The sequence below is a fragment of the Blastopirellula marina genome (assembly GCF_002967715.1).
Lineage (GTDB): Bacteria > Planctomycetota > Planctomycetia > Pirellulales > Pirellulaceae > Bremerella > Bremerella marina_B.
In genome coordinates this window covers 101,103-127,576 of record NZ_PUIA01000069.1, presented here as the reverse complement: position 1 = coordinate 127,576, position 26,474 = coordinate 101,103, and the positions used below count along the sequence as shown (strand labels likewise).

24 protein-coding genes are annotated in these 26,474 nt (G+C 55.2%); 16 read left to right on the top strand and 8 right to left on the bottom strand.

Annotated features, from left to right (window positions below):
- The first annotated feature begins 98 nt into the window (after positions 1 to 98).
- Entirely contained in the window at positions 99 to 1,238 is a 1,140-nt protein-coding gene (locus C5Y96_RS21035; protein ID WP_105357494.1) for an STN domain-containing protein, read from the top strand.
- A 100-nt stretch (positions 1,239 to 1,338) separates the two neighbouring features.
- On the opposite strand, the gene C5Y96_RS21030 is transcribed toward C5Y96_RS21035, so the two are convergent.
- Complete coding sequence (locus C5Y96_RS21030) at positions 1,339 to 1,701, bottom strand: response regulator (protein WP_105357491.1); 363 nt, start codon at positions 1,699 to 1,701, stop codon at positions 1,339 to 1,341.
- A 519-nt stretch (positions 1,702 to 2,220) separates the two neighbouring features.
- On the opposite strand from C5Y96_RS21030, the gene C5Y96_RS21025 reads away from it, so the two are divergent.
- From C5Y96_RS21025 to C5Y96_RS21000, 6 genes are all read left to right on the top strand, one after another.
- Positions 2,221 to 2,745: a chemotaxis protein CheW gene (locus C5Y96_RS21025; protein ID WP_105357489.1), complete on the top strand. Its 525-nt coding sequence runs from the start codon at positions 2,221 to 2,223 to the stop codon at positions 2,743 to 2,745.
- A 148-nt stretch (positions 2,746 to 2,893) separates the two neighbouring features.
- Positions 2,894 to 4,615 carry a methyl-accepting chemotaxis protein gene (locus C5Y96_RS21020; protein WP_105357486.1) on the top strand — a complete coding sequence of 574 codons (1,722 nt, stop codon included), beginning with the start codon at positions 2,894 to 2,896 and terminating at the stop codon, positions 4,613 to 4,615.
- A 96-nt stretch (positions 4,616 to 4,711) separates the two neighbouring features.
- Entirely contained in the window at positions 4,712 to 5,539 is an 828-nt protein-coding gene (locus C5Y96_RS21015) for a CheR family methyltransferase (protein ID WP_105357483.1), read from the top strand.
- Positions 5,540 to 5,596: 57 nt separating this feature from the next.
- Positions 5,597 to 8,578 (top strand): chemotaxis protein CheA, encoded by a 2,982-nt coding sequence (locus tag C5Y96_RS21010; RefSeq protein ID WP_105357481.1) that lies wholly within the window; start codon positions 5,597 to 5,599, stop codon positions 8,576 to 8,578.
- A gap of 10 nt (positions 8,579 to 8,588) precedes the next feature.
- Positions 8,589 to 9,194: a chemotaxis protein CheC gene (locus tag C5Y96_RS21005; RefSeq protein WP_233199042.1), complete on the top strand. Its 606-nt coding sequence runs from the start codon at positions 8,589 to 8,591 to the stop codon at positions 9,192 to 9,194.
- Positions 9,195 to 9,324: 130 nt separating this feature from the next.
- Positions 9,325 to 10,857 carry an ABC1 kinase family protein gene (locus C5Y96_RS21000; protein WP_105357478.1) on the top strand — a complete coding sequence of 511 codons (1,533 nt, stop codon included), beginning with the start codon at positions 9,325 to 9,327 and terminating at the stop codon, positions 10,855 to 10,857.
- On the opposite strand, the gene C5Y96_RS20995 is transcribed toward C5Y96_RS21000, so the two are convergent.
- The 3 genes from C5Y96_RS20995 to C5Y96_RS20985 all read right to left on the bottom strand — a co-directional run bounded on the left by C5Y96_RS20995 (position 10,858) and on the right by C5Y96_RS20985 (position 12,374).
- Entirely contained in the window at positions 10,858 to 11,172 is a 315-nt protein-coding gene (locus C5Y96_RS20995) for a polyhydroxyalkanoic acid system family protein (RefSeq protein WP_105357476.1), read from the bottom strand. It lies immediately after the preceding gene.
- A gap of 104 nt (positions 11,173 to 11,276) precedes the next feature.
- On the bottom strand, positions 11,277 to 11,486 hold the full coding sequence (locus C5Y96_RS20990) for a hypothetical protein (RefSeq protein WP_105358106.1): 210 nt from the start codon (positions 11,484 to 11,486) through the stop codon (positions 11,277 to 11,279).
- Positions 11,487 to 11,657: 171 nt separating this feature from the next.
- Positions 11,658 to 12,374 (bottom strand): (5-formylfuran-3-yl)methyl phosphate synthase, encoded by a 717-nt coding sequence (locus tag C5Y96_RS20985; RefSeq protein WP_105357474.1) that lies wholly within the window; start codon positions 12,372 to 12,374, stop codon positions 11,658 to 11,660.
- Positions 12,375 to 12,663: 289 nt separating this feature from the next.
- On the opposite strand from C5Y96_RS20985, the gene C5Y96_RS20980 reads away from it, so the two are divergent.
- From C5Y96_RS20980 to C5Y96_RS20970, 3 genes are all read left to right on the top strand, one after another.
- Entirely contained in the window at positions 12,664 to 14,298 is a 1,635-nt protein-coding gene (locus C5Y96_RS20980) for a sodium:proton antiporter (RefSeq protein ID WP_105357471.1), read from the top strand.
- A gap of 145 nt (positions 14,299 to 14,443) precedes the next feature.
- Positions 14,444 to 15,625: a ribonuclease D gene (locus tag C5Y96_RS20975; protein WP_158261346.1), complete on the top strand. Its 1,182-nt coding sequence runs from the start codon at positions 14,444 to 14,446 to the stop codon at positions 15,623 to 15,625.
- Complete coding sequence (locus tag C5Y96_RS20970; RefSeq protein ID WP_146115755.1) at positions 15,579 to 16,679, top strand: SMP-30/gluconolactonase/LRE family protein; 1,101 nt, start codon at positions 15,579 to 15,581, stop codon at positions 16,677 to 16,679. The genes C5Y96_RS20975 and C5Y96_RS20970 overlap by 47 nt, the downstream gene beginning before the upstream one ends.
- Positions 16,680 to 16,685: 6 nt before the next feature.
- Here C5Y96_RS20970 and C5Y96_RS20965 read toward each other — a convergent pair whose 3' ends face one another.
- Positions 16,686 to 18,932: a DUF11 domain-containing protein gene (locus C5Y96_RS20965; protein WP_105357465.1), complete on the bottom strand. Its 2,247-nt coding sequence runs from the start codon at positions 18,930 to 18,932 to the stop codon at positions 16,686 to 16,688.
- Positions 18,933 to 19,098: 166 nt separating this feature from the next.
- On the opposite strand from C5Y96_RS20965, the gene C5Y96_RS20960 reads away from it, so the two are divergent.
- The gene (locus C5Y96_RS20960) at positions 19,099 to 19,425 is read left to right on the top strand and encodes a tetratricopeptide repeat protein (RefSeq protein WP_105357463.1); all 327 of its coding nucleotides are present in this window, start codon (positions 19,099 to 19,101) and stop codon (positions 19,423 to 19,425) included.
- A 127-nt stretch (positions 19,426 to 19,552) separates the two neighbouring features.
- On the top strand, positions 19,553 to 21,628 hold the full coding sequence (uvrB, locus tag C5Y96_RS20955; protein ID WP_105357461.1) for an excinuclease ABC subunit UvrB: 2,076 nt from the start codon (positions 19,553 to 19,555) through the stop codon (positions 21,626 to 21,628).
- Positions 21,629 to 21,634: 6 nt separating this feature from the next.
- Here uvrB and C5Y96_RS20950 read toward each other — a convergent pair whose 3' ends face one another.
- Positions 21,635 to 22,249: a nitroreductase family protein gene (locus tag C5Y96_RS20950; protein WP_105357459.1), complete on the bottom strand. Its 615-nt coding sequence runs from the start codon at positions 22,247 to 22,249 to the stop codon at positions 21,635 to 21,637.
- Between the two features lie 133 nt (positions 22,250 to 22,382).
- Between C5Y96_RS20950 and C5Y96_RS20945 the strand changes: the two genes are divergently transcribed.
- Positions 22,383 to 22,769: a hypothetical protein gene (locus C5Y96_RS20945; protein WP_146115754.1), complete on the top strand. Its 387-nt coding sequence runs from the start codon at positions 22,383 to 22,385 to the stop codon at positions 22,767 to 22,769.
- A gap of 133 nt (positions 22,770 to 22,902) precedes the next feature.
- Positions 22,903 to 23,256 carry a hypothetical protein gene (locus tag C5Y96_RS20940; protein WP_105357455.1) on the top strand — a complete coding sequence of 118 codons (354 nt, stop codon included), beginning with the start codon at positions 22,903 to 22,905 and terminating at the stop codon, positions 23,254 to 23,256.
- A gap of 21 nt (positions 23,257 to 23,277) precedes the next feature.
- Here the strand turns inward: C5Y96_RS20940 and C5Y96_RS20935 are convergent, their stop codons facing one another.
- Together C5Y96_RS20935 and C5Y96_RS20930 are read right to left on the bottom strand one after the other, a co-directional pair.
- Positions 23,278 to 23,691, bottom strand: a complete 414-nt coding sequence (locus C5Y96_RS20935; protein ID WP_233199041.1) for a nucleotide pyrophosphohydrolase — start codon at positions 23,689 to 23,691, stop codon at positions 23,278 to 23,280.
- Positions 23,692 to 23,794: 103 nt separating this feature from the next.
- Positions 23,795 to 24,520, bottom strand: coding sequence for a hypothetical protein (locus C5Y96_RS20930; RefSeq protein ID WP_146115753.1), 726 nt, complete (start codon positions 24,518 to 24,520; stop codon positions 23,795 to 23,797).
- Between the two features lie 206 nt (positions 24,521 to 24,726).
- Here C5Y96_RS20930 and C5Y96_RS20925 point away from each other — a divergent pair, with 206 nt between their 5' ends.
- Together C5Y96_RS20925 and C5Y96_RS20920 are read left to right on the top strand one after the other, a co-directional pair.
- Positions 24,727 to 25,200 carry a MarR family winged helix-turn-helix transcriptional regulator gene (locus C5Y96_RS20925; protein WP_105357451.1) on the top strand — a complete coding sequence of 158 codons (474 nt, stop codon included), beginning with the start codon at positions 24,727 to 24,729 and terminating at the stop codon, positions 25,198 to 25,200.
- Positions 25,197 to 26,462: an efflux RND transporter periplasmic adaptor subunit gene (locus C5Y96_RS20920; protein WP_105357449.1), complete on the top strand. Its 1,266-nt coding sequence runs from the start codon at positions 25,197 to 25,199 to the stop codon at positions 26,460 to 26,462. The genes C5Y96_RS20925 and C5Y96_RS20920 overlap by 4 nt, the downstream gene beginning before the upstream one ends.
- Positions 26,463 to 26,474: the final 12 nt, after the last annotated feature.

Sequence of the window (26,474 nt, the reverse complement as noted above, 5' to 3'; positions counted from 1 at the left end):
AGTGTATTTCTCTCGTCCTGAGATCGAAAATCCATTATGGTCAATCCATTGAACAATGTCCGAGTGTAATCACGCGGTAACCCCGGAGCAAATAATCCATGCGATCGTTAGTGCGCAATCTTACCCAGCTTCTCATGGGAGTATTGACAGTCCAGTTTTTGCTATTAGGAAGCCTGGCTCAAGCGCAAGAGGCTATCGACTGGCGAACCGAAGCAGATCTCGAGAAACAGCTTCAATCGACGTTCGATTTAACTTGGGAAGATGTCCCTCTTCGTGATGGACTGATGCGACTGGCGCAAACGCAGCGGGTTGCCATATTCCTGGATCGGCGCGTCGATCCTGATCAGCCCATCAAGATGAAGTTTTCCGACGAGCGGCTCGAACTCGGGCTGCAGCGAATCGCTGCTCAGCTTGGGATTGGCATGGCTCGCGTTGGCGACGTCATCTATCTTGGCCCGCAAGAGACAGCCAGGCGCTTACCAACGGTGGCCGAACTTCAAGCACAGTTCGCGAAATCAAGTGGATACCCGGAAGCGGTCAAACTGCTCGACCGGAAGAAGTATGGTTGGCCGAAGCTTTCGACCCCTGAAGAGATTCTGAACGACGTTGCCGCTAGTCATGCCATGCGATGGAATAATCTGGATGTCGTCATCAAGCACGACCTATGGCCGGCGGTCGATTTTCCCCCGATGAAAACGACCGAATACCTTTCCCTGGTCCTGGCTGGCTACCATGCGTCGTACCGGTTTAACAAGACCGACGACGGTGTCGAGCTTCAGTTGATTCCCATTCCGGATGAACTCTCGCTGACGCGTGTCTATCCTTATGCTGGCAACCACGATGAAGCAATCGAAAAGATCACTCAGCTGTTTCCCGAGGCCAAGGTCCAGTCAGACGGTAAGCGGAAACTGGCAGTGACTGGGCCGCAGCAAGTTCAAGACCAAGTGGCTAAGTTGTTGCGCGGAGGAACGGCGCGCAATACCGTAGTCACGCCAGGCGAGAAACGCTATACGCTCAACGTCGAGCAGCTTCCGCTGGGACCGGTTCTCAACGCGCTCGAGCAGCAACTGGGCATGGAGTTTGAGGTGCCCGACGACATGGAGCAAGCATTGACGCAGCGAATCTCCTTCAGTGTGAAGACTGCCAACATGCAGGGCTTGCTGGATGCGGTATTTGAAGGGACCGATCTTACTTACGAGATTCAAGAGAAGAAGATCGTCATCTCGAAGAAGCCCTAACGGAGGTCGCTTCGATTCTGGCGCAAAAAAAAGACGACATCGCCCGTCTTGGGCTTTGTCGTCTCATTCGATTTGAATATCGTTCTGCAAGTCGCGGAACTTAGCAGCCGTGCTTTTCCAGCTTTTCGCGAAGCGTATCGGCGGTGAATGGCTTGACCAGGTAGTCGGAAACACCGGCCTGGATGGCTTCCATGACACGCGACTTTTCCGCTTCGGTGGTGACCATCATGATCTTCACGTTGGCGTCAACCTTGCGAATCTCTTGAATCACTTCCAGGCCGCTCTTGCCGGGCATGTTCCAGTCGGTCAGAACGAGGTCGAACTCGCCTGGCTTGAAGAGCTTAACAGCTTCTTCTCCATCGGCGGCTTCAACTGCGTTTGGAACACCGACTGCTTGAAGGGAACGGAGAATGATCTTTCGCATAGTGCTGGAGTCGTCGGCAACGAGTACGCGTGTGGACATTTTTGTAATGCTCCTGTGTTTAGCCTGCCCGCTCGGCCTGAGTCGGCCGGTGGAGAATGGTCTTGTGGGAAATTAAAAATTTCTACCGAACGATAGGTCGCGCTCTCTGACCGTCAAATTGCAAGTGAGAAAATTCCCCTTTTCGCGCCCAGCCGCAATCCAGCGGACATTGCTGATTTGAGTGTTATTAGTCGCCTGAGAACGTGTCGGCAACTTCAGCGGGTTGGTGCGTGTCTCTAGGGATTCCCCAAATGAGGTGGGGTTGTTCCGTTTGTTTCGCCTAGGTCAGAGGGGCGGTCTCAAACAATGAGTGAAAATGTGCAGTCGGACGAAACTTTTTCGTTTTTATTGACCGACCTTTATACGTGAACGCCGCAGGCATGCGTGGGCTGGATGCACCTGGCACAGAGCGTTTATCCGATGGTAAAGGAAAACAAATCGCGGACATGGCCGTCCCGCCCGAGGATCTCGGGGCAGCGGATCGATAATTCGTTCCAGCACTGATCGGGAGACAGAGTTTTGTCCGTAACTACTGAAGATTTAAAGACGGAAGAGCGTTCGAGCCACGAATCGCAGCGTCGAGAAGGGCTCAATTCCATGCAACTGGTCAGTTTTCAATTGGCCAAAGAGGAATACGGAATCGAAATCACCCGCGTTCAGGAAATCATCCTGATGGGTGAGATCACCCGCGTGCCTCAGACCCCTATCTATATCAAAGGCCTGATCAATCTTCGCAACACGGTCATTCCGATCGTGGATTTGCGTTTGCGGTTTGGTCTTCAAGAACAAGAGTCCACTGACGAGACCCGCATTATGGTCATGAATGTCGGTGGCAAGACGGTCGGCATTATTGTCGACGCCGTCAGCGAGGTCCTGCGTATCTCCAAGGATCAGATTTCCTCGCCACCTCCGACCGTGGCTGGTCTCGGGCGTGAGTATCTCACCGGTTTGGTGAAACTCGACAAGCGTCTTTTGATCTTGCTGGATATCGACAAGATTCTGGGCAAATCGGAAGTCGAGCAAATCGAAGCTCGAATCGGCTAAGCCGCCTCCGAGTTGCGTCTCGGAACCATGTCAACAGGAAAGTCCGGCTTCCCCGATGAAGCGGATAACCGACCTTGCAGGAGCGCGCGGAATTCACCGGAGGGGCAGTTTTACTTACAAGACGATTGAACTAACGAGCTATATAACCATGACCGCTAATAAAACATCTCAGGCCAACGCAAACGTACAAAACCTTCGCAACGAGCTTTCGGTAGCGAAAGCCATGAGCGAAAACTCGCCCATCAATATCATGATGGCCGATAAGAACCTTACGATCACCTACGTTAATCCGGCCAGCTTGGATACGCTACGTACCCTGGCTGCTTATATTCCCTGTAAGCCGGAAGCCGTTGTCGGCCAGTCGATCGATATCTTCCACAAAGATCCGGCCTACCAACGCCGCATCCTTAGCAATCCTCAAAATCTCCCAGTCCGAACCAACATCGAACTCGGCGATCAAACGGCCGACTTGCTGGTTTCGGCTACCTACGACGAAGCGGGCGAATACCTCGGCCCGATGGTTACCTGGGAAGTCGTGACCGAAAAGCGTCGCCTGGAAGCTTCCGCTGCTGAAAAGACGGCGATCGTCGAAAACGCCCCGATCAACATCCTGTTGGCCGACCTGAATGGCACGATCACCTACATGAACCCAGCTTCGGAAAAGACGCTGCGTAGCATCGAGCACATCTTGCCGGTTCCCGTTTCCAAGATTGTTGGTGCTTCGTACGACATCTTCCACAAGAATCCTGCTCATCAGCGTCGTCTGCTGGGCGATCCGAGCAATCTGCCGATCAATACTCAGATTGAAATCGAAGGTGAATACCTCGATCTGCAGGCCAGTGCCATCTATGACAAAGAAGGTCACTTCACTGGTCCGATGGTGGCCTGGTCGCTGGTTACCGATCAAGTCAAAGCCAAACAAGCCGAAGAAGCACGTCTGGAACGCGAACGCGAAGAGCAGGCCGAACTTCTCCGCAACGTCGATCAGATCCTGGCAGTTGTCGAAGCCGCTGCCGAAGGCGACTTGACCAAGCGTATCGATCTGAACCGTGACGATGCAATTGGCAAACTGGCCGAAGGCATCGATCGTATGATCGCCGACCTGCGTGACATCATCGGTCAGGTTGTCGACAGCGGCATGCAGTTCGCTGAAGGTGCCTCGGTGATTGCCGAAAATTCGCAGAACCTGGCTCAGGGTGCTCAGACCCAGAGTGCTTCGGTCGAAGAAATGAGTGCTTCGATTGAAGAACTGACCCGCAGCATCGACTCGGTCAAAGACAATGCCAGCGAAGCCAATCGCATGGCTGGCGACACCAGCACGATGGCGGAAGAAGGTGGTAACGCCGTTCAGAAGTCGATCGAAGCGATGGAACGGATCAAGACTTCCTCGGAACAGATTAGCGAAATCATTCAGGTGATCTCGGAAATCGCCAGCCAGACCAATCTGTTGGCACTCAATGCAGCGATCGAAGCTGCCCGTGCCGGCGAACATGGCTTGGGATTTGCCGTGGTGGCCGACGAAGTTCGCAAGCTGGCCGAACGTTCGAGCGAAGCCGCCAAAGAGATTTCGTCGCTCATTAAAGAGTCGACGCAACGAGTCCAAGATGGTTCCACGCTGAGTGCTCAAACGGGTGCCGCACTGGAAAAGATCATCGCCGGAGTCAGTTCGACTGCCGACAAGATCTCGGAAATCGCCACCGCAACTGTGGAGCAGGCTCAGAACGCCAACGAAGTCGCTGGAGCAATTCAGCAGGTTTCCGGTGTCACCGAGCAGTCGGCAGCCGCTTCGGAAGAAATGGCTTCCAGCAGCGAAGAATTGGGTGCTCAGGCCACCATGCTTCGCGAGTTGGTCAGCCGCTTCCGCATCTAAGCGAGCAGGTAAATACGGTCACTCGTCTCGCGGTAAGACGCCGCGAGACGAGGCGACACCGTCATGGGCAGAAAAGATGGATGAAGGGAAAAGAGAATGAGCTCACTAGCCGTCACCGCACAAGTCACCGACGACCAGATGCGGCGTTATGCGAAAATGATTTACGACGTTGCCGGAATCGAAATCTCACTGGCAAAGAAACAACTTCTTTCCAACCGCATTCGACGACGTTTGAAGGAATCGGGGATTGCTGACTTCGAGCAATATTACAACTTTCTGAAGAAACTTCCTATTTCGCATGCGGAGTGGGATGGGTTTCTGCAAGAGGTAACAACCCACGAAACCTATCTTTTTCGCGATGATTCCAATTGGAAGTGGCTGCGAGGAACGTTTTTGCCAGAGTTTCAGAAGAATGGCAAGAGCTCACTGCGAGTCTGGTCGGCAGCTTGTAGCACGGGTGACGAGGCGTATTCGATCGCCACTTGCATTGCCGATGGTGTTCGCAATCTATCGGCCACGAGGATTCAGATTGTCGGTACCGATATTGGTGTCGGAGCCGTTCAAGAGGCCAATGACGCAAAGTTCAACGAACGGGCCATGCGTTTGGTACCCGATGACTTGAAGCGTCGGTACTTCAGCCAGATGGGTGGAGCTTCGATCTGGGAGCCCAACGCAAAACTTCGTGCGATGACAAAGTTTCGACAGCACAACCTGCTGGATCGGCTTGCGGAGTCGCCGTTTGATCTCGTGTTTTTGAAGAATGTATTGATTTACTTCAATACTGATTCCAAGAAGCGAGTCATGCGGAATGTGGAACAGGTGATGAAGCCGGGGAGCTACCTGGTGGCAGGCGCAGCCGAGGGGATTAGCGACCTGATGGATGGGTTCGAGCGAATTCATCCGTGGCTCTATCTGCGGAAATAGCAGGTTAATGAGTTCATAACGACGCAAAACTTGGTTTTGCAAACTTGGGGCAGGACAATGAGCGACAGCACAGCGATGCGAGATGATTGTTCGGACGATTTGCTGGCCGATTTTCTAGATGAATCGACCCAGCTGATCGAAAGAATCAATGAACGCCTGATGGAGTTGGAGCAGTGGGTTCAGGATGAAGCCAGCTCTGGAGTTGTCATCGACGAGGCTTTGTTGAACGACATGTTTCGTTCGGCACACAGCATCAAGGGACTTTCCGCGATGCTCGGCCTGCCCCGTATTAATGGATTGACCCACAATATCGAGAATGTCTTCGACGCTGCCCGACGAGGTCAGTTGACGATCGAGCGACATGTGGTTGGCGTTGTTTATGCATCGGTTGATCGTTTGAGTGAATTGATCGATCACCTTCGTGATACGCAGTCGGATGACTTGGACTGTGAAACGCAAATTGCGGCTATCACCGAGGTGCTCGTTGCAGGCGGAGCCTTGAAAGAGCAAGGCGCACAGGGGGATGTCGACGATGCGTTCGGCGGCTCTGTGTCTCCAGCACTATCCGAGCCAACAACACAGACTGAGAAAGAATCAATCGTGGAACCAGCCAAAGATTCGCCGCTCGTGGATCCGTTTGACTGCACGGAAATGTTCGCCGAGGTTCGCGACGAAGCGGAAGTTCCGGCAAAATACATGGCGATCTTCCTCGACGAAACCGAACTGTCGCTGGATGAGATGACCGACCTGTTGCTCGATTCAAATCTTGCGACCCAGATAGAGTCGGTCCGAACGCTGATGTGCACGTCGCATCGCATCAAGGGATCGGCAGCTTCCATCGGTCTGAATCGGCCAGCCAAGTTGGCTCATATGATGGAAGACGTACTTCAGCGTCATCGCGATGCTGAGAAGACCTTGGATCCGTTTCTGGTCGACGCTCTACTGGGATGTGTCGATGCCCTGCGAGTCTACTTAAAGGGGCTGCGAAGTGGTGAGACGCTAGACGTTGACTTCGTAAGCTGTGCCAGTGAACTACTTGCGGTCGAAGCGGACTGCCTCTCGAGCAGCGAAGAGGCCGAAGAGCCTGCGACCGAAGAAGAGGTAGTCGTAAGTGAACAGCCGCGGTCACTCGATACACAAGAGCTTCAGCAACTTGCGGTCAGCCACTTTGAAGACGAAGCTTCGCGTCTGCTGCTAATCCGGGTTCAGTTGACAAGCAATATCCCCCTGGTCGGGCTCAAGGCGCAGCTGCTTTGCGAGAAACTGGCCCGACAAGGGACCGTTCTGCTGACGAATCCTAAGCGAAGTGAGCTTGATACCATCAGTGAATTGTCTGAGGTCCTGATCGGCTTTGTAACGAAGTTGGAAGATTCTGTAATCCACAGTATCGTCAACGTGTCTGGGGTTCGGGAAGTAAGCATTCAACAACTCAAACGAGACTTGAACGCCACATCGAAGGTTCCTGCAGCAGTGGTGGAAGCCACGCCTGTCCAAGCTCCTCCGGTTGCAGTCAAAGCCGAAAAGGTGGAAGCACCGGTTGCGAAGCAGGATGTCAAGCCCGCTGAGGTCTCTGAAGCCAAAGTGCCTGAGGCAAAACCGGTTGCCGCGTCCGCCGGCAAGCCAGCCGAGGCGAATCATGCCAAGCCTGCCGAAACACTGCGTGTCGATATCGAGCGGCTCGATCAGTTGATGAACCTGGCCGGCCAGTTGGTGATCAGCAAGGCTCGCTTCAATCAGTTGGGTGAAAACCTGCGAGATGCGGTGCCGCATAAACAGTGTCAGCAATGGCTTGATTCGACCGAGCTCATGTGTGAAAAGCTGCTCGGCAATACCGCAGGCAAATCGAAGAAGGAATCGAAAGAACTGGCCGAGGTCCACGCTCAGGTTCGCAAGATTCAGCAGAACCTGACCGCGATTACCAAGGAAATGCGTCGAATGGACTCCATTCGCACTGGCATGACCAGCTTCTTTGATGCCGTTCACCAGTTGGATCGCGTGACCGACGGTATCCAGAAAACGATTATGGATACACGCATGGTACCGATTGGGCCCCTGTTTGGGCGTTTCCGTCGCGTCGTCCGAGACATTTCGCGAACCAACGGGAAAGAGATCACGCTGGAGATCAATGGCGAAAAAACCGAACTCGACAAACGCATGATTGACGAGTTAGGGGATCCGCTGATTCACATGGTTCGCAACTCTGCCGATCATGGCATCGAATCGCCTGAGGATCGAATCAAGACCGGAAAGGCCCCATGTGGCACCATTACGCTCAACGCGTTCCATCGCGGCAACAGCATCGTCATTCAAGCCATCGACGATGGTCGGGGTTTGAGCCGTGATAAGATCTCGAAGAAGGCCCTCGAAAAGGGACTGGTAACCCAGCAAGATCTCGATCGTATGAGCGATCAGCAGATCTACCAGTTAATCTGGGAACCAGGTTTCAGCACCGCCGAAGCGATTACCGAGATCTCGGGCCGCGGTATGGGGATGGATATCGTTCGTGCCAAGATCGAATCGATCAACGGTGTTGTCGAAGTCGATAGCAAGCATGGCGAAGGAACGGTCTTTACGATCAAGTTGCCTTTGACCATGGCGATTCTGCCAAGCCTGATGGCACGCATCGATGGCGACTTGTTCTCGATTCCGGTCGAATCGATCGTCGAGATTGTTTGCCTGCGACGTACGGAACTGCGAACCGTGCATGGCAAAGAAACTGCGATGGTTCGCGGTCGCCCTGTTTCCGTAGTTGAACTGCACAATACGTTCCACTGGAGCCAGCCGACTCAGCGGTCTGTGTCGCAAGGGGACGTCACCATGATCATCATCCGAAACGACAGCCGAGAGATGGGGCTTGTGGTGGATGGGATTCTGGGTGAAGAAGATGTCGTGGTGAAGTCGCTGGCCGAGAACTATCAGAACGTCGAAGGCATTGCCGGCGCATGCGTGCTGGGTAACGGCCGAGTTGCTCTGATCCTTGACCCTGCAGCCGTGATTGATCTGGCTGTCCGCAGCCCAATGGAAGCAACCGTTTGTTAGGATTCGTCCCATGGAAATGACTACTAGCACCAATGATCAGCAGCTTCAGATGCTCCAGAACGTTCTCGGGGCGGCTACCGAAGAAGCTTCCCAGGCCATGAGCGTCTGGACAGGCGGAGAGATCTCGCTTTCGTTGGATTGTGTTCGCGAAATGCCACTAGAAATGGTGACCCAGGAGTGTGATCTGGGGATGGACCTGCTAACGATGGTCGTACTGACGATCGAGGGGGATATCGGTGGAACGATGATCCTTACCTTCGATGAGGAAAACGGTCGACGGTTGGCTGCGACGCTGCTCCGGCAAGAAGTCTTGACCGATCCCGAGTGGTCCGAGCTGGAACGCTCGGCCTTGAACGAAACCGGCAACATCCTCGGCTGTGCATACTTCAATGCGATTGCTCGCCTGGTGAATTGCGAATTTGTGCCTTCCCCACCGACGTTTCTGCAAGACTACGGCGTCTGTGTGCTGGAGCAGGCCCTGATGGAGCAGGCCCAAGAGGCCATGGATGTATTGATTTGCCAGACAACCTTTCTGCAGGGTAGCGAAAAGTTGAACTGGAATATCTTGTTCGTGCCCGATCCGAAGATGCGAAAAACACTTCGCACGGCGACGTAGTTGTCGTCACTGGCCACATAATCGGAATTGTTTCCTGCTTGCTCACGTAGGCAGGAAGCTGAGACGATGGAGTTGACAGGGCCCGCTATTGCGAGGCTCTTTCTTCTGATGACCGAATGTGGGGCCTGCCATGCCAGTCGAGTCGATTCGCCGTACCTGGAACTACGCTCAACTTGCCAAGGACACGGCCAAGGTTCGTTGGTCGCACGACGATAAAGCGAAGCAGGCAGCCCAAACACTTGTGGCTGAGCGTCTTGGGCGTATGCGAGGCCTGCCGCAAAAGGTTGGCCAAATGATGGCCTTCTCGCGCGACCAGGCCAAGCAAGATGCGTTCGGCGTACTGTATGAGTCGGCCGATCCCCTCCCCTGGTCTGTCATGCGGCCGATCTTACAGGCAGCTTGGGATGTCGATCCCGACACCCTCTTTCAAGAGATCGATCCCAACGGCAAAGCTGCTTCTCTGGGGCAAGTGCACTCCGCAACGCTCCATGATGGACGAAAACTAGCAATCAAGATCCAATACCCCGGTATTCACGATGCCGTGATGTCCGACCTGTCGGCGATTGGTTGGCTGGCTAAACCGTTCGGCAACTTGTCCAGCGGGTTCGACCTGGAAGGATATCGCAATACGGTCCTCGAAGGGCTGAAGAGCGAACTTGATTACCGCCTTGAAGCAAACTCGCAAGTCGCGTTTGCTGACGGACCTGGGCGAAGCCCATGGGTGATCGTTCCGCAGGTCGATCAAGAACTTTCCAGCGAAAATGTTCTCGTCTCTCAGTGGGTCGATGGCGATTCGTGGCAGGAGGTTCAGTCGCATTGGAGTCGTGACGAGAAGTCAGAGTTGGGACGACGATTGCTCTTCTGGTTTCTAGAGAGCCTCTTTGAACATGGACAAATCCATGCCGATTTGCACCCGGGAAACATTCGCTTTCTGCGAACCAGTGACGGCCCGAAGATTGTTCTGTACGACTTCGGTTCGGTCTGTCATATGAACATGACCGAGCGAACAACGCTGTTGCGATTCATTCAGTCAACGCGAGACCAAAGCGAATCTCCCCTCCCCTTGTTGGTCGAGCTTGGGTTTCGCCTGGACCTGCTCGAACCGCTGGCAAGTCGTCTGCCGGCACTCAGTCGTGTGTTGCTGGAACCCTTTTGCGTAGACCATCCTTACGACACCAATCATTGGAGATTGAGCGAACGATTGAACGATTTGCTCGGAGCCGAACGAATGAACTTCCGCATGGCAGGGCCGCCGAACTTGATTTACCTGCTCCGGTCATTCCACGCGATGATTATGTATCTTGGTGGTCTCGAGGCGAAAGTGCTGTGGTACCGCGCCGTGCAATCGCACGTAGCAAAGCATCGTCAGGCAATTGAAAAGCTTCGGCCGCCGCATCTGCCGACGCCAGACTACAACACGTTGGCCAAGCACTTGAAGGTGCAGGTCTTGCGAGATGGCCAATTGAAAGCCAGCGTTACGTTGGCGGCAGCGGCAATCGATCGCCTGGAAAACTTTCTCGATGACGAGACGCTGCGACGGATCCAGGAAGAAAGAATCGATCTGGTGGAAATTGTTAGGGACGTTCGCCGAAGCGGGTACGTCCCGGGAAGTGTGTTTGAACTCGCCGATCCTCAGCGCGAGGTGAAGGTCTGGCTCGAATAACTAAGCCGGATGGCTCAGGCACTTTTCGAGTTCGTCTTTGATCGAGCTTTCGATGCGGCCTTTGAAAAGCATCGCGGCAAATGGCAAATCGCCGTGAACGATTACCGAATTGGGCTGTACGTCCATCTCGCCTTTGATGACCAGGCCGGCCGTCTTGAACGAAAACTGCATCACGTCATCTTCGGTCCAGGTCTGTTGCATATCCTTGATCTGTCCCTCGAAGCGACCCCGCAAGTGATCCAACAGCGTTTTGACGCGATTTGCGGCCTCTTCTTGACCAAGGGGGTGGGGAACTTCAACCTTGAAGCCAGGCATGATGTATCTCTTCGTTAAAGAAGTCGAATTGCGATGTTACTAGTCCAATCTTCGTTAATTAGACCAGGAATGCAAGTCGTGGATAAAGAGTTACGCGGCTCAGGTTATTCTTCTGCCCTGACGGTGTCGTCGTAGGAGCGACGATCTTGGGGATGCCACAAGGGAAGACCGTTTGCAAGTCGACGAGCCAAGATATCTAACTTTTCGTTCGATCCAGGAAGTGCACCCGTTGGATCAAATCGATTCGACTCCACTTTCTCCGGCTCGTAATCCCAAATACCTAAGCGAATCGCGTCGAGAACGGAACTTGGCACGGTCGATTTCTCCTTGCAAGGCAAGCGAAGCGCGAAATACATATCGGCGTTCTGACTAAGCTGAGAAGCCGGCACAGAACGATTCGCCAGTATCGAAACCCAAAATGCAAAAGTCAAGCAACTTGTCGCGACTTTTGAGGCAAGTCCTCCACCAGCGGGGCACCGAAATGTTTAGCTGCTGGAAAGAACTTTGTGCCTGTCGAGTTGGAAAGCGAGTTTCAACTGCTGGCGAAACGTCTGAAGCATCGCCGCATCGATTTCCCCGGTTCGATCACGATGACAAACGACGCCCCTTACTGCCACGATGTCTGGTTGGATTTTCGCCACTGCTGGTAAGTGTTGACTTTGGAGAGAACCAGCAAGCGCAAATTGAAGCCCTGCAACCGTGAGTTGACTCCGCAGATTCTTTAGCTGCGTTATGGACATGTGGTGGAAAACATCCCCTGCCGACTTGTCGTAGGTATCGACCAAGAAAGTTTGGCAATTGAGTTCCTGGGCCACACGCATTACATCATCTAAAGGGGGCGAGTTCGCCAGGTGCGTGTCGGCGTAGTGCACGGCGACGCGCTGTACCCCACTGGGAAGCTGATCGAAGAGAGCAGCGAGTTTTTCTCGCCAGTTAGGTAGGCAGCCGCATCCGGCGAGACCGATCTTTACGCTATCTGTCCTGCGCGGAACCTGATCGATGGACGATGCTTGCGGCAGTTCTCCCAGGGCCAGGCTGACCCGGGTTTGCGTGTGCCACTTGCCAACGACGGCCTGCCAAATTCCTGGGGAGGTCGCTCCCAGGGAACCGAGGTGTGGTTCCTTCAGATCAAGAAGATCAACCCCCAATTTGCCGGCGAGATTGGCTTCTTCGACGCTACGTACGCTGACCAGTAATTGCATGCAATTGATTGTTTCTTAAGGAAATAATGAATTCGATGAGATAAGCAGCAAATCGTCAAATCGGGCCGTTTGGCGGTATCAACGGCAAATCCGCGATAATCCGCATCGAGTATCCGCCAGCGTGCCACCTTGGCACGAAAACCTTGCTCTGATAGCCTAAATCGCTTCAGCATAACCTAACGTTTGGCACACATACCATGCCCGCAATCTGGCGTCGTTTGCCTGGATTGCATGAATGGACACCGGTATATCGTGAAACACCTTAAACGGCAATCAAAGGTGACCAAGCATGGGCCAGGCTGGAATCACATCCACGGAAATTAACGGGATTCTCGGAGGGCACCAGGCGGTGAGCGATCATCACTCAAACGGCTCAGGTTCGGACAAACCTTTGCTGATCGGCATCGTTGTCATTCTGATTGCATACGCGGTGGCTTCGGTCGCCGGATTCACGGCGTCGCCTAAGGCCGCCTCCAGTTCGCATGCCGCTGCCGAGGCCGCTCACGATGCGACGCACGCTGCGGATCATCACGATGAACATGCCGACCCCCATGCGGCAGAAGCCCACGGTGGTCATGGCAGTCATCCTCTACCACATGTTTGGGCTGTGGCCCCGTTTGTGCTGCTGCTAGGAGCGATTGCGGTGCTTCCTCTGTTGAAGTTCACCGAACATTGGTGGGAAAGCAACACGAACCGATTGATCGTTGCGGCTGGCCTGGCCCTGATTACCTTGGCCTATTACATGACCGTCTACGAAGGTGCTAGTTTGGGGGCCGCCTGGCATCGAATCGATCATGCCATCCTGGGCGAATACATTCCATTTATCGTGCTGCTGTTTTCGCTCTATGTGATCTCTGGCGGCATTCGCATCTCGGGCGACTTGCGAGCCCATCCAACGACCAACGCCGCGTTCATGCTGGTTGGTGGTTTGCTGGCCAGCTTCATCGGTACCACCGGTGCGGCGATGCTGTTGATTCGTCCGCTATTGGAAACCAATAAAGAACGTCGTTACCGACAACATACGGTTGTCTTCTTTATCTTTATCGTGTGTAACTGCGGTGGCTGCTTGCTGCCGATCGGCGATCCACCGTTGTTCCTGGGATACCTGCAAGGGGTGAACTTCCTCTGGACGATGACCGCCCTATGGCAGCCGTGGTTATTGACCAATGCGTTGCTGCTGATTCTCTACGTGTTGATGGATAAGTTCTATTACTATCCCAAAGAAGGTGCTGAAGACGTTCTACGCGACGAAGTGCGAACTACGCCACTGCAAGTTCGTGGCCTTTGGCCTAACGCTTTGCTGCTGTTGGGGGTGATCTTCTCGGTCGCTTTGCTCGATCCGACGAAGCCACTGCCAGGCATTGGTTGGTATCCATTTGTTTACCTGCGCGAAGCCGTGCAATTAGCTTTGGTTGGTTTGAGCTTGTTCCTGGGTAACAAGCAGATTCGCGAAGACAACCGCTTCAACTACCATGCGATTGTGGAAGTGGCTGCCCTGTTTGTCGGTATCTTTATTTGTATGCAGCCCGCTTTGGAGATCTTGAACGAAAAAGGTCCTAGCCTGGGTATCGATACGCCGATGAAGTTCTACTGGATCACCGGTGGCCTCTCGTCGATTCTGGACAACGCCCCGACATATCTGGTCTTCTTCAAGACGGCATTCCCTAACATGGATGCCGAAATGATTCATACTGCGTTGTCAGAAGTAGGCGGCAACTCTCACTTGGAGTTGGTCGCGATCAGTTTGGGGTCGGTGTTCATGGGAGCGATGACCTACATCGGCAACGGCCCGAACTTCATGGTCCGAGCGATTGCCGAAGAAAGCGGCGTCAAGATGCCAAGCTTCTTTGGCTACGTCCTGTTCTTCAGCATTCCGATCTTGCTGCCGATTTTGGCAATCGTCGCGCTGGTCTTCTTCCTTTAGAGGCCCGTCGAACCGCCAGTTTTCGCTGCATCGGGCACTTTCACCCTTTGCGGCCCGGGAAAGTTTATCCGATACTAGGAAGCGGTAACTGCGGGGACTGGACCGCGTAGTCTCTAACTTTCCACGGATGATAAGCGATACGACGGTGGACTACTCCTACGTCCGTCACGACCGTGACTTACAAGCTCTTTGCCAGCAACTGGCCGCCGACAAGCACATTTTCTTCGATACCGAGTTCATTTCGGAAGATGTGTACTTGCCCGATTTGTGTTTGATTCAAGTAGCAAGCAAGTCGGGGCTGGCCGTCATCGACCCCAAGGGGATGATCGATCTGAGTCCCTTTTGGGATCTGATCACCAGCGACGATGTTACTATCGTAGCGCATGCGGCCCGTGAAGAGTTCCTCTTCTGCTTTCGCGCCACTGGCAAATGGCCCACTCGCTTGTTCGACACCCAGGTAGCCGCCGGTCTGATTGGGATGGAGTTCCCCATCTCGCTGGGCAACCTCATCACACGGCTACTGGGCGAACGGCTGCCCAAGGGAGAGACACGCACCAACTGGCGCGGTCGTCCTCTTTCCAAGCTGCAGATCGAGTATGCTCTGAACGATGTGATCTATCTCGATCAGATCTACCAGCAACTGGCAGATGAACTGGAAAACCTCGGCCGAACCAGTTGGATGGAAGCCGAGATGAACCGCTTTCAAACGATCTGGGAAGAGTATTCGACCCGGCCGGGCTGGCGCAGCGTCTCTGGTATTGGCAACCTGAATCGCCGCTCGCTGGCCATCGTGCGCGAGATTTGGACCTGGCGAGACCATCACGCGAAATCGCAAAATGTTCCGCCTCGCCGGATCTTGCGAGATGACTTGATGGTGGAACTTTCGAAACGCAAGTCTGCCAAGGTTTCGCAGATCAAAGCATTGCGTGGAATGAACCGTCGAGACCTTGATCCGTACATTGATGAACTTGCTGATTGTGTTCATCGCGCGATCGAACTGCCGGAAGCCGACTGCCCTACCAATCATCGTGGCACGGCCAATTCGCAGTACACAGTGCTCGGGCAGTTCCTCAGTGCGGCACTGGGAAGCATCTGTCGCGAGGCCCGCATTGCCCCTAGTTTGGCTTGTACCATTCAGGACGTGCGCGATTTAGTGGCCTATCATTTAGATAAGTCCGGAGAATTGCCTCCTTTGGCTAAGGGGTGGCGGGCCGAGGTCATTGGTCAAACGATTGAAGACCTGCTAGATGGTTCGCTGGTTGTGAAGATCGGCGACCCCCGTGCCGAAGAGCCCCTGGCATTCGAGCGGCATTCCGATCAAGCTTAAGTTGCAGAAGACTTCATCGGATGAAGCAAGTGGGACAAGGATCGTCTTACGAACTCTCCTCGAGCTTCCTTCCGATATGATCCTCACGACTTTACCACGCACGCTTTCCCTCGTAGCCGCAATGGGCTGTCTGGCATTCGCTGCAGTTGCCCGATCGGACGAAGTGGTCAGTCCCCCAGCATCGCAGTGTCAGTTATTTGCTACCGGTCTGGCGGGCCTGACGGCGATGTGCTGCGACGGTCAAGGCAACGTCCTGGCAACCAACTATCGGCACCTTGGATCGGTCGGCAGAATCAGCGAACAGGATGGAGCTGCCCTGCTCTTCGATGCTCCTCTGCCGGTCGCTGACCAGGACGAGACCGCTTCCCTGGTCGGTATCGCGCTGGACGACGATCAACGCATCCTCGTACTCGATTCTCAGCTTGGTCGCGTGCTGCGTTACATGCCAGAATCGAAGATGGTGACCACGCTTGCTGATCGCATCCAGGGCCGACGCTTCGACTCGTTGTTTGCTATCGATATCGGTCCCGGCGGGAATATCTATTTCTCTGAGCCTGAGCGAGCCTCCGGCGACGGCGCGACCGGTTCGCTGTATCGATTCGACGTTGTGACGAATCGGCCGGTGCTGCTGGCTGATGGGCTCAATCAGCCCACAGGCATCTGCTTGAACTCGAACGGGAAGTCGCTCTTTGTTGCTGAATCTGGCCGCGGCCTGATTTCTGTCTACACGATTAACCAGCAAGATGGCTCGACCGAGAAGGTGGCCGCCTACTTCCTGGCTTTACTGTTGGATATCGACGATTCGAAAGAGATTGGCCGGATGGGGCATATCGCGATCGATCGGCGGAACTGGCTGTACGTCAGCCTGTGGGATCGCGGGGAAGTCGCCGTCATCGATACAACCAACGGCAAGCTGGTCGAGGTGATCTCGTGTCACAGCGATGGGGTCTTTGGCCTGGCGCTGTGGCAAGATGCTTTGCTGATGTCGATTCCCGAGAAGGAGGCGATCTATCGTTACGATCTTCGCCCCCTCATCGGTCGTCACGCCCCCTAGGGCCGCTTACTGATAGCGGCTGAATGGGGTTGGGCTCAGGGGTGCTGGAGTGCCAGCGGCTGGGTCCTGAGCAGCCGGCGGCTGTGGTTGGTACCGTGGAGCCGGCATCTGTGGCGAAGCGGTTTGAAGGGTCGCACCATAGAAGTGGGTCGACTCTTCGATCGCCAGGCGAGTAGTTGGATCGTCGCAGCGAACTTCAGCACGGAACGTGTGGTTTCCTTCGCTACGTCCGCGGGCCTTCACCTTGACGGTGATCTCTTGGCCAGCGTTCACCGTGGGAATTGTGTTCAGCTGAACAATATCACCCTGGATGGTTCCCTTGCCCCCTTCGACCAGAACCGGCTCGATGCCGCTGCCGAAGCTGACGGTAACCTTCACGCCACGAGCTTCCTTCGTGCCGCGATTGTTCAAGGTGAATTCGTATTCAACTTCCTGGCCAACCGGGATAGGCCCAGTCGGATCGTTCACTAGCAGTTTCAAGTCAGCCACCGATTCGACGCGGGTGATCATTTCGTGGCGGCTGGAAAGCCCCTGATCGGCGTTGGCACTGATTTGCAGAATGTTGTTGCCTTCCACCATCAGCGTGCTGACAACTTGCAGCGGCTGCTGGGTACCGGCTTCCAGTTTCGGCAGGTTCCAGGTCACGCGTCCCGATGCTTCGTCAAGCTTACCACCATGCGAAGCGGAGACGAACTTCGATCCGGTAGGAAGCTGGGCTTCTACCTGAATGCTGCTAGCCGGAGCGTTACCCGCGTTGGCCACGACAACGGCATAGGTTGCGGTGGTGGCGGCATACTTGATGCCAGGACCTTGAGCATTGACGGCCAGTTCAGCACGACGAACCAGAACGTCGTGAGCGGCAGCGGCACGCAGGCCGTTGTCTGCCGATGTTTCGGCTCGCAGGGCCAGCGTTCCGGCCTGCTTGGCGGTGAGTTCCAGTTCGATGACTTTCTGATCGCCAGGAGCAATTGTTCCGATCGAGTCGATTACAGTTGGGTTCTGACCCTTCTTGATTGGCATGATCGTGATCGAGACGTTCTCGGCAGGCCCGGTGCCGGTGTTCTTCGCAATGACCTTGAAGATCTGCGAGTCGCCGAACAGGATGTCCTGAGGACCATCAATCACCATGTCGAGCTTCGGTTCGAGAACCGAGATCGGCGATTTCGCACTCATCGGTGCGTACATGACTTCCATGCCCAACTCGAATGGACGCGTTTGTGTAGCGACCAGGCCCAGGTCGAGCGAGCCTTCGCTGTGGGCAGGCAAAACAGGGATGTCCCATTGAACGGCCATCATACCGGTTGGGGTCTGCACCTGACGTGGCGAACCCAGAGTACCTCGCAGGTCTTGCAACTGAATACCTTGCGGCAGCACCATTTGAATGGTGACTTGGCGAGCACTCGCGTCGCCCATGTTGCGGGCATGAATGCGATAGGTCGATGGCTTACCGATGACCAGCGACTTCGGCCCGGTCGTATCGACGACCACGGCTGGACTGTTGACCGAGAACAGTGTGGCGGATGTCGTGGTTGGTTGTGGCGCTGGAGCCGGCGTTTCGACCGCGGAAAGGGTCTGACGCGGAATGGACGTTGGCTGCGGCATCGCAGGCTGCGGCTCAGCATCGAGCTTCACTTGCGGCTTCGGTGTTTCCGGGGCAGCCGGCTGAGGAGCACCGATCGAAGCGGCTCCATTAGCAGCTGGGGCTTCAGCTTCGGTTGGGGCTGGCTGATAGCGATAAGGATTCGGCTGGCTAGGAGCCGCTGGCTTGGGCATCGGCGAAGCTTCCTGCTTGGGTGGCTCCTGCGGTGCAGGTGCTTCCAGTTCAGGGGCAGCTTCCGGTTCGTTACCCAGGGAAACAGGATTGTCGCGGAAACGGCTCAGAGCTTCATCCAGCGACGACGGCAGTCCTGCTGGGGGCGTAACCTCAGGTGCGTCTTCCGTTTTGGCAGGTTCTTCGAGTTCCGTGGTTGCTACGCGGCGGCGACTGGAAGGTTTCGTCGACTCTTCCCCTGCCGTGAGACGCATTCCGTTAGCGGCTTTTGAGTTCATGCGAGCCGGCATGGGCTGCAGCGGCACCGAGCTTTCCGGAGCGGTGAATCGGCTGGGTGCGGCGGGAGCAAACTCGTGCACAACGGACGATTTCGTCTCGGCCGAAACTTCCTGCTGCGGCATAAGTCCTGAAATGACAACGTGGCCGAGGGCGGCGAGTACGATAAGTCCCGCGGTTCCCAGAATTGCGCTACGATGCATCATTGAATTTCCTGTCACCCATCAAAACAATATTTGGATTCCTATCTGGGTATCGGTCATTCCTAGAATAGTGGTTTAAAGAATTGTTCGGATTTCGGAGAATGGATGGTTTGGGTATCCTATTCGGAATGTTCCAATTCGACGTAATCCTAGTGAGAGCAATAACTTCGTGACAAATTCACGCAAACAGCAGATCCTCAGCTTGTTAGAAAGCGACCCGAGCGACACCTTTCTGCGCTACGGTCTGGCGATGGAGCTTCGCAAGGAAGAGAGCTTTGCCGAGGCTCGCGCCGAGTTCGAGAAGCTGATGCACGGCACTCCCCCCTATGTAGCGGCTTGGTTTATGTGTGGCCAGATGCTGGCCGAGATGGGAGAAATCGAGGATTCACGAGCGGTTTTACGAGACGGGATCGAGATTGCCCGCCAGCAAGGGGATGGGCACGCCGCCGGAGAAATGGGCGAGTTGCTGGCATCTTTGGGAAGCCTGGGCGAGTAATCCCCCCAAGTCCGCCCCAGAATCGTTAGAATAAACGGATTCGGGGGAGAGCAGTTCCGCCGGCATGCACCCATAGCAAGCAGCCGGCGGTCGTCGAGGCCAGTCGAGCAGAGAAAAGGGAGACCCAGTGGAATTCCAGCTAGCGTCCGAGTTTAAGCCCGCCGGAGATCAGCCTGCCGCAATCGAGGCCCTCACCGAGGGGATCCGGGCTGGCAAGAAGCATCAGTGTCTGCTCGGCGTGACCGGTTCCGGTAAGACGTTCACCATGGCGAACGTAATCCAGAACCTGCAGCGGCCTACGCTGGTGATCTCGCATAACAAGACCCTCGCCGCCCAACTCTATTCCGAGTTCAAGGACTTCTTTCCCAATAACGCGGTCCATTACTTCGTCAGCTACTACGACTATTACCAGCCGGAAGCCTACATACCGCAGCGCGACATCTATATCGAGAAAGATGCATCGATCAACGACGAGATCGATCGCCTTCGTCTCGCTTCGACCAGTGCCCTGGTCAGTCGCCGCGACGTGATCATTGTCGCTAGCGTGTCCAGCATCTACGGGTTGGGTTCGCCGGACGACTACAAGAAGATGATGGTCAGCATTCGCAAGGGACAGATCGTCGATCGCGACGAGATCCTGTCGAAGCTGGTCGATATCCTGTACGAACGCAACGACGTCGGCTTTGAACGTTCCAAGTTCCGTGTCCGCGGTGATTGCCTGGAGATCTGGCCCTCGTATGAAGAGTTCGCCTATCGCATCGAGTTGTGGGGAGATGAGGTTGAGCAGCTAGCGATCATCAATCCGACCACCGGCGAGATCATCAGTCAGCAGGATCAGCTCTTCATCTACCCGGCCAAGCACTTTGTGATGCCGGAAGAACGTATCGAAAAGGCCGTGCAAAACATCCGGGCCGAACTGAACGGTCGCCTGGAAGAGTTGAAGCAAGCCGGCAAGTTGCTCGAAGCCCAGCGACTGAACGCGCGCACGCGGTTCGATCTCGAGATGATGCAGGAAGTTGGCTTCTGCCCCGGGATCGAAAACTACAGTCAGCCATTATCTGGCCGGCCTAAGGGGGCTCCACCGAGCACGCTGTACGACTTCTTCCCTGATGACTTTTTGCTGTTCGTCGACGAGTCGCACGTGACCGTATCGCAGATCTCGGCCATGTACCATGGTGACCGTAGCCGCAAGATGAACCTGGTCGAGCACGGTTTTCGCTTGCCCAGTGCCCTCGATAACCGGCCGATGAAGTTCGAGGAATGGGAAAACGTGCTGAACCAGACGGTCTTCGTTTCGGCGACCCCTTCCAATTACGAGCTTGAGAAGACCACCGGCGAAGTGGTCGAGCAGATCATTCGTCCGACCGGGCTGTTAGACCCCGTGGTCGAAGTCTGTCCGGCACGTGGCCAGGTACCGCACCTCTTGGAAGAGATCAGGGCTCGCGTAACCGCCGGCGATCGAACGTTGGTAACGACACTTACCAAGCGACTTGCCGAAGACCTGTCGCATTACTTCAACGAACAAGGAGTCGCGTGTAAGTGGCTGCATAGCGAGCTTGACGCGTTCGAGCGAGTGGAACTGCTACGTGATCTTCGCGAAGGGAAGTTCGATGTGCTGGTCGGGGTGAACCTTCTTCGAGAAGGTCTCGACTTGCCGGAAGTCTCGCTGGTCGCCATTCTGGATGCCGATAAAGAAGGCTTCCTTCGCAGTGAAACGTCCCTCATTCAAACGATCGGGCGATCGGCTCGTAACGTGAATGCCAAGGTGATCATGTACGCGGACAAGATGACCGCGGCCATGCAAAGTGCCATCGACGAGACATCCCGACGTCGTGAGATTCAACAGGCCTACAACCAAGAACACGGCATCACGCCTGAGACGATTAAGAAAAACATCCGCCGCGGGATCGAATCGGAAGCAGACGCCCATCGCAAGGCGAACGAGGCGGTCGGACGCAAGGATGACTCGGAGATTATCACGCAGGAATACATCAACGAGCTGCAAACCGAAATGCTGGAAGCGGCTGAGAACCTTGAGTTCGAGCGGGCCGCCGCCATTCGTGACCGCATCTCCAAGATGGAAGATTCGATCGGCAAGAAAAAGAGTGAGGTCGATGTCAAAGACGGCGGCGGCAGTCGCAAACGTGGCCGCCGCACTCGTAGCGGCGGCAAGATTCCTCGGCCCAAGAAGGGTGCTTCGTAGCAAAGCTTAAACTTCTGCGGAAAACTTGTCGTGTACGATCACGTCTTCCAGCGATAGCTGTCCCGGTTTGCCCCACGCGCCTTGCGTGGCCTGGCCGACGACGATCATCATTCCCAACACGTGGTCTTCTGGCAGGTTGATGATCTCGGCAACTTTGTTGGGGTCGTACCCAACCAGGGCCCCGGTGTCGTAGCCCATACTCTTCGCGGCCAGCATGATCGTTTGGGCGGCGATTCCCATCGATCGCATCGCTTCGTCTCGCTGCAGTTGCGGTTGGTTGTCGTACAAGCCGACCAGCATGCCAACCAGCTTCTTGCCAACTTCCGGCGGCGAATCCTTCCAATACCGCTCAGGCTCCTTCTTGAATGCATGCATGTCAGCGGTCAGCACTATCAGGAGGGACGCGTCGGTGACCTGGGCCTGGTTATAGGCGGCCGCTTTAAGTTGCTGGCGCGTTTCCTTGTCGCGAACGAGTACGAACCGCCAGTGCTGAATGTTGAACGAGGTTGGCGACTGAATCGCCGCCTGCATCAGCTTGGTGACTTCTTCGTCGGTCAGTTCGTGTTCGGGATGATAGTGCTTAATCGACCGGCGGCCGTAAATGGCGTCGAAGGTATCCATGCCAGGGTTTCCGGGGCTCTGATTTCAGGGTCTAAATGGTGATGATTCCCCTTCATTTTGGCCGGAATCGTACGATTCGACTACCCGGGCCGAAGATTCTCGCATGGGAAGTTGCCTCGTGATCTGGTAGAAAATGCCTATGGAGCCAGCCGATCAAAACAACCCGTTCGAGTCCCCCACCGCGGCCAGCGATCCGAGTGCGTCGCTCGAGCGTGTTGTACACCTTGCCCGGCTGGGGTGGCTGCTGCCGCTGATCGGCATCGGGTTATTCGTCATGATCCTGGTGACGACCAGGTTGGAGATCCCAACTTCGCTTAACTTCATGATCCTGATAGGCATTCTGCTGTGCCTGGTCGGTGGGATCTTGTTCACGGTCTACGGCATGTTCTGGTCGGTAGCTCATCGGGCTTTATTGCGTCATGTAATGGGAGGTCTCGCCGCGAGCTTTGTTTTGATGACGGTTGTGGGGGGCGTGATTTTGCTGCTACTTTTCGCGGTGAGTTCTTCTTACCCGGGTTAGTGCCCGGGACGTAAGCGAATAGGAACGTCGAGAATCCGTTTCAATTGCCCACACCAGGTTCGCATTTCTAGCCGGCAGGGCAATTCAATAACAGGACTACGTTTCATTCGCGTTCAAAGCGTAAAATCATGAAATGAATAACTCGTCCGAGCAGATTCCGGTTGAACCACCAGACGACAGTCGTCGTTCCAGTTCCGATGCCGACTTCTATGTCCAAATGGCTAAGAAGGCATGGCTTTGGCCGCTGATGGGTTTCGGGTTCGCGGCAAGTTCCGTATTTAGCGTGTGGTATAGTTTCCAGAAATCAAGCTTGCTTACTGTAATTGCGATAGGCGCACTTTTCTGGCTCTTTGGGTGCTTCGTGACGATCTGGCTTAGTTTTAATCTTTCTCGGCACCGGGCGATGCTCCAGGACATTCGCAAGAGAATTGTTACCCTGATATGGGTTGCAATAGCACTGGTAGTGATGGTGTTTGCTGTGCTTTAGTTGCCAGCTTGAACTCGCAATTCACTCCTTCGGCAGATCCTCTTTCCCATACCGTCCTTTAAACTCATCGGCTGGGTACTTCGCTACGTTCTTCTTCATCTTCTCGCGCATCAGCGTGGCGACATCAAAACCCATCTCGTTGCATAGGGCCATCGCGTAGCACATTACGTCGGCGATTTCCTCACCGATGGCGGCTCGTTTTTCCGCTTCCATGTCGGCGCGAGATGCTTCGACGGTGATCCACTGGAAGTGTTCCATCAGTTCGGCCGCTTCGATGGCCAGGGCCATGCTGATGTTTTTGGGGGCGTGGAACTGATGCCAGTCTCGTTCGGCGACGAAGTGCGAGACCATATCACGCAGCTGAGCGACGGGCGTGGCGGCGTCGTCGGAGATGGCGTTGATGCGTGCTTGCAGAGATTGCGGCTGGTCGGTCACTGGGCGAAGTCCTCTTCTCGTCGTGAATCACACCGAGGAAGAACGAACCTCGGCTGCGTGACTCATGATGGAAGGATTCGCGGTCGCTTTCAACCGGGCAAACTTAGCGGACCGAGTTCGACTCCGACTTGGTGGCTCGCAGGCCCAATAGGCGACAAGCGAAAATCGGCGACAAACCGGTATCTTCGGTGGCGACCTCTGGCTGGGTGATGCCTGACGATTCGACCTGTTCGTCAAACACGCGGGCAAATACCGGGGCAGCCGGCTTCTCGGCTTCGGGTGCGACTTCCTGCTTAGGCGATTCTGGGGCCGTTTGCGAAAACCGTGATGGTCCCTGATTCGTAGCAGCAGCTTGGGCTGTTTCTGGGGCACTCGAATAACGCGACGGCGTCATCTGCTGCTTGGGTGCCGTAACGACTTCTTCGTGGCTAACGGTTCGGGTGGTTGCTTCCGGGCCGATAACGATTTTCGGGCTCGACCAGTTCACAGGCTCCGCGTTTTGAGCGGTCAGCGGTGCAGATTGCGGTTGAGCCGCAATTTGTGGTTTCTCGGCTGGCTGCTCGATAGCTGTAAAGGAAGAAGGTTTCGCTGGCGACGTTACCTCCTGATCGATTGGTGGCAACCGGCGAAGGTCTTGGTCTTGCGGCTTCTGCGAAGCTTGCACCATGGCCGGGGTGGGCGGGTTGTTGGTCGACCAGCGCGACTCGGCGGCGTCTTGCCCCCAAGTGGCTTGCACTCCCCCAAACAGCAATGTGGCTGCAGCTAAGTGCGCGGAAAGTCGCGGTAAGCAAACCCGAGATTTTGACTGTTGGCTTTGGTTGAGCGTCATGTTTGCCCCCCTACTTTGCGTGACATCCTTATTCACGGCGCACGGCGCAAGTCACCGCGTCAACGGTTTCATCGTCACTTTCTCAGCAAGAGTTTAACGATTGTAGGAATCGCACCGCGTGATAGCAGATTTCTCTTGACCCGAGAACGCATCGGTTATCATAATTCCTTAGGCAGCCTAACTAAGTACCGTGATTTTCTAGTCTTATGACGTACGACTTCCATGCCAGCACCGGTTATTGGGTAACGCTTGCAGCGCATCACTATCAGCAGCATGTGGATGCCGAGTTACGCCCCTTCGGGATCACCTTTCGTCAGTTTCAGGTGATTGCCTGGCTGAAGTACGAAGGCCCGCTTACCCAGAGCGAACTTGCCCGCCGAATGACGATCGAGCCTCCCACGCTTGCCGGCATCATGACTCGCATGGAGTCGATGCAGTGGATCGTGCGAGCCAGTTGCGACCAAGATCGCCGCAAAAAGTTCCTCGACGTGGGACCAGCGGCCGAGCCTGTCTGGGAAAAGATTGTCGCGGTGCTGAATAAGGTGCGCGAGCAAGCCACCCAAGGCATGTCCGCCGAAGAAGTCGAGAAGCTGCACGATCTACTATGCCAAGTCCTCCTCAACCTGGGTGAAACTGCCCAGCCTGCCCGTCACGAAGAAACCTCGGTCAATTCATCATGAAAACGATCAACCCCTTAACCGCTCTTATCTCCGGACTGCTTCTTGTTACCCTGCTGACACCAGCTTGGGCTCAGTCACCCGTGAGGGCCGTTCCGGTTCAACAACGCGAGATTGCTTCGCACAAAACATTTGTGGGAACGGTGCAGGCTTCAAAGCATGCCATCCTGGGAAGCGCCGTCGATGGACGCGTTGTCGAATTCAATTTCGAAGAAGGGGATTTCGTCAAAGCGAACGAGCCGGTTGCTCAGCTGTTAATCAACACGATTTCCCTTCAGCGCGATGCCGCCGCCGCCGAACTTGAAGTACGTAATGCGGAACTGAAGGAACTCGAGAACGGTACCCGCCAACTAGAGATCGAGCAAATGGAAGCTCGCATGTTGGCTGCCAAGTCGCGTAAAGACTATATGAAACTGCGACGCGATCGCGCGGTCGAATTGTTCGAGAAGCGGGGCGTGACTTCGAAGGAAGTCTACGACGAAGCGGTTTCCGCCGCCGATGCGGCCGAGCAGGAATACATGGACGCGGAGAAGGCCTTCGAGCTGGCCGAAGAAGGACCGCGCAAAGAGCAAATCGAGCAAGCCAAGGCTCGTGTCGCCGTGCAGGAAGCGATCGTGCAAGAGCTGAACGATCGGATCAATAAGTACACCATCCGCTCGCTGTTTGACGGCTACCTGGTGAAGAAGTCGACCGAAATCGGGGCCTGGGCCAACAGCGGCGGAGCGATTGCCGAAGTGGCGAAGCTGGACGAAGTGGACGTCGTCGCCAATGTTCCGGAACAAGACATCCCCTTTGTCCGTGTAGGCCGCGAAGTGGAAGTCGAAGTCTTTGCTTATCCGGGACGTAAGTTCCCTGGCAAGGTTGCGGCGATCATTCCCCAGGCCGACATTCGTGCCCGTACATTCCCGGTCAAAGTGCGCGTTCCCAACCAGTTCGAGGAAGACCAACCGATACTCAAGGCCGGCATGATGGGGGACGTGATGTTGCAGACCAGTGAAACGAAACTGGCGCTGCTGGTTCCCAAAGATGCCGTCGTCCTCAATCGAGGTTCCAAGGTCGTCTACGTGGTATCGCCAGGCGAACAAGGGCAAATCGCGCGCATGGTCCCGGTCACGCTGGGTATCCACGACGGCAGCGATATCGAAGTCATAGGTGAGTTAGAACCAGGCATGAATGTGGTTACGCACGGCAACGAACGCCTGCGTCCCGGTCAGCCGATCACGGTCTTGCCGGCGGCATCCACAGCAAGTGCTGCCGGTAGTTAATTTCCTCCCCTT

Bases quoted from the DNA above. Each gene is read 5' to 3' on its own strand.
- C5Y96_RS20980 (WP_105357471.1), top strand. From the start codon at position 12,664: ATGGGCCAGGCTGGAATCACATCCACGGAAATTAACGGGATTCTCGGA.
- C5Y96_RS21035 (WP_105357494.1), top strand. From the start codon at position 99: ATGCGATCGTTAGTGCGCAATCTTACCCAGCTTCTCATGGGAGTATTG.
- C5Y96_RS21015 (WP_105357483.1), top strand. From the start codon at position 4,712: ATGAGCTCACTAGCCGTCACCGCACAAGTCACCGACGACCAGATGCGG.
- C5Y96_RS20995 (WP_105357476.1), bottom strand. From the start codon at position 11,172: ATGCCTGGCTTCAAGGTTGAAGTTCCCCACCCCCTTGGTCAAGAAGAG.
- C5Y96_RS20985 (WP_105357474.1), bottom strand. From the start codon at position 12,374: ATGCAATTACTGGTCAGCGTACGTAGCGTCGAAGAAGCCAATCTCGCC.
- C5Y96_RS21005 (WP_233199042.1), top strand. From the start codon at position 8,589: ATGGAAATGACTACTAGCACCAATGATCAGCAGCTTCAGATGCTCCAG.
- C5Y96_RS20950 (WP_105357459.1), bottom strand. From the start codon at position 22,249: ATGGATACCTTCGACGCCATTTACGGCCGCCGGTCGATTAAGCACTAT.
- C5Y96_RS20940 (WP_105357455.1), top strand. From the start codon at position 22,903: ATGAATAACTCGTCCGAGCAGATTCCGGTTGAACCACCAGACGACAGT.
- C5Y96_RS20930 (WP_146115753.1), bottom strand. From the start codon at position 24,520: ATGACGCTCAACCAAAGCCAACAGTCAAAATCTCGGGTTTGCTTACCG.
- C5Y96_RS20965 (WP_105357465.1), bottom strand. From the start codon at position 18,932: ATGATGCATCGTAGCGCAATTCTGGGAACCGCGGGACTTATCGTACTC.
- C5Y96_RS20945 (WP_146115754.1), top strand. From the start codon at position 22,383: ATGCCTATGGAGCCAGCCGATCAAAACAACCCGTTCGAGTCCCCCACC.
- C5Y96_RS20925 (WP_105357451.1), top strand. From the start codon at position 24,727: ATGACGTACGACTTCCATGCCAGCACCGGTTATTGGGTAACGCTTGCA.
- C5Y96_RS21030 (WP_105357491.1), bottom strand. From the start codon at position 1,701: ATGTCCACACGCGTACTCGTTGCCGACGACTCCAGCACTATGCGAAAG.
- C5Y96_RS21010 (WP_105357481.1), top strand. From the start codon at position 5,597: ATGAGCGACAGCACAGCGATGCGAGATGATTGTTCGGACGATTTGCTG.
- C5Y96_RS21020 (WP_105357486.1), top strand. From the start codon at position 2,894: ATGACCGCTAATAAAACATCTCAGGCCAACGCAAACGTACAAAACCTT.
- C5Y96_RS21000 (WP_105357478.1), top strand. From the start codon at position 9,325: ATGCCAGTCGAGTCGATTCGCCGTACCTGGAACTACGCTCAACTTGCC.
- C5Y96_RS20920 (WP_105357449.1), top strand. From the start codon at position 25,197: ATGAAAACGATCAACCCCTTAACCGCTCTTATCTCCGGACTGCTTCTT.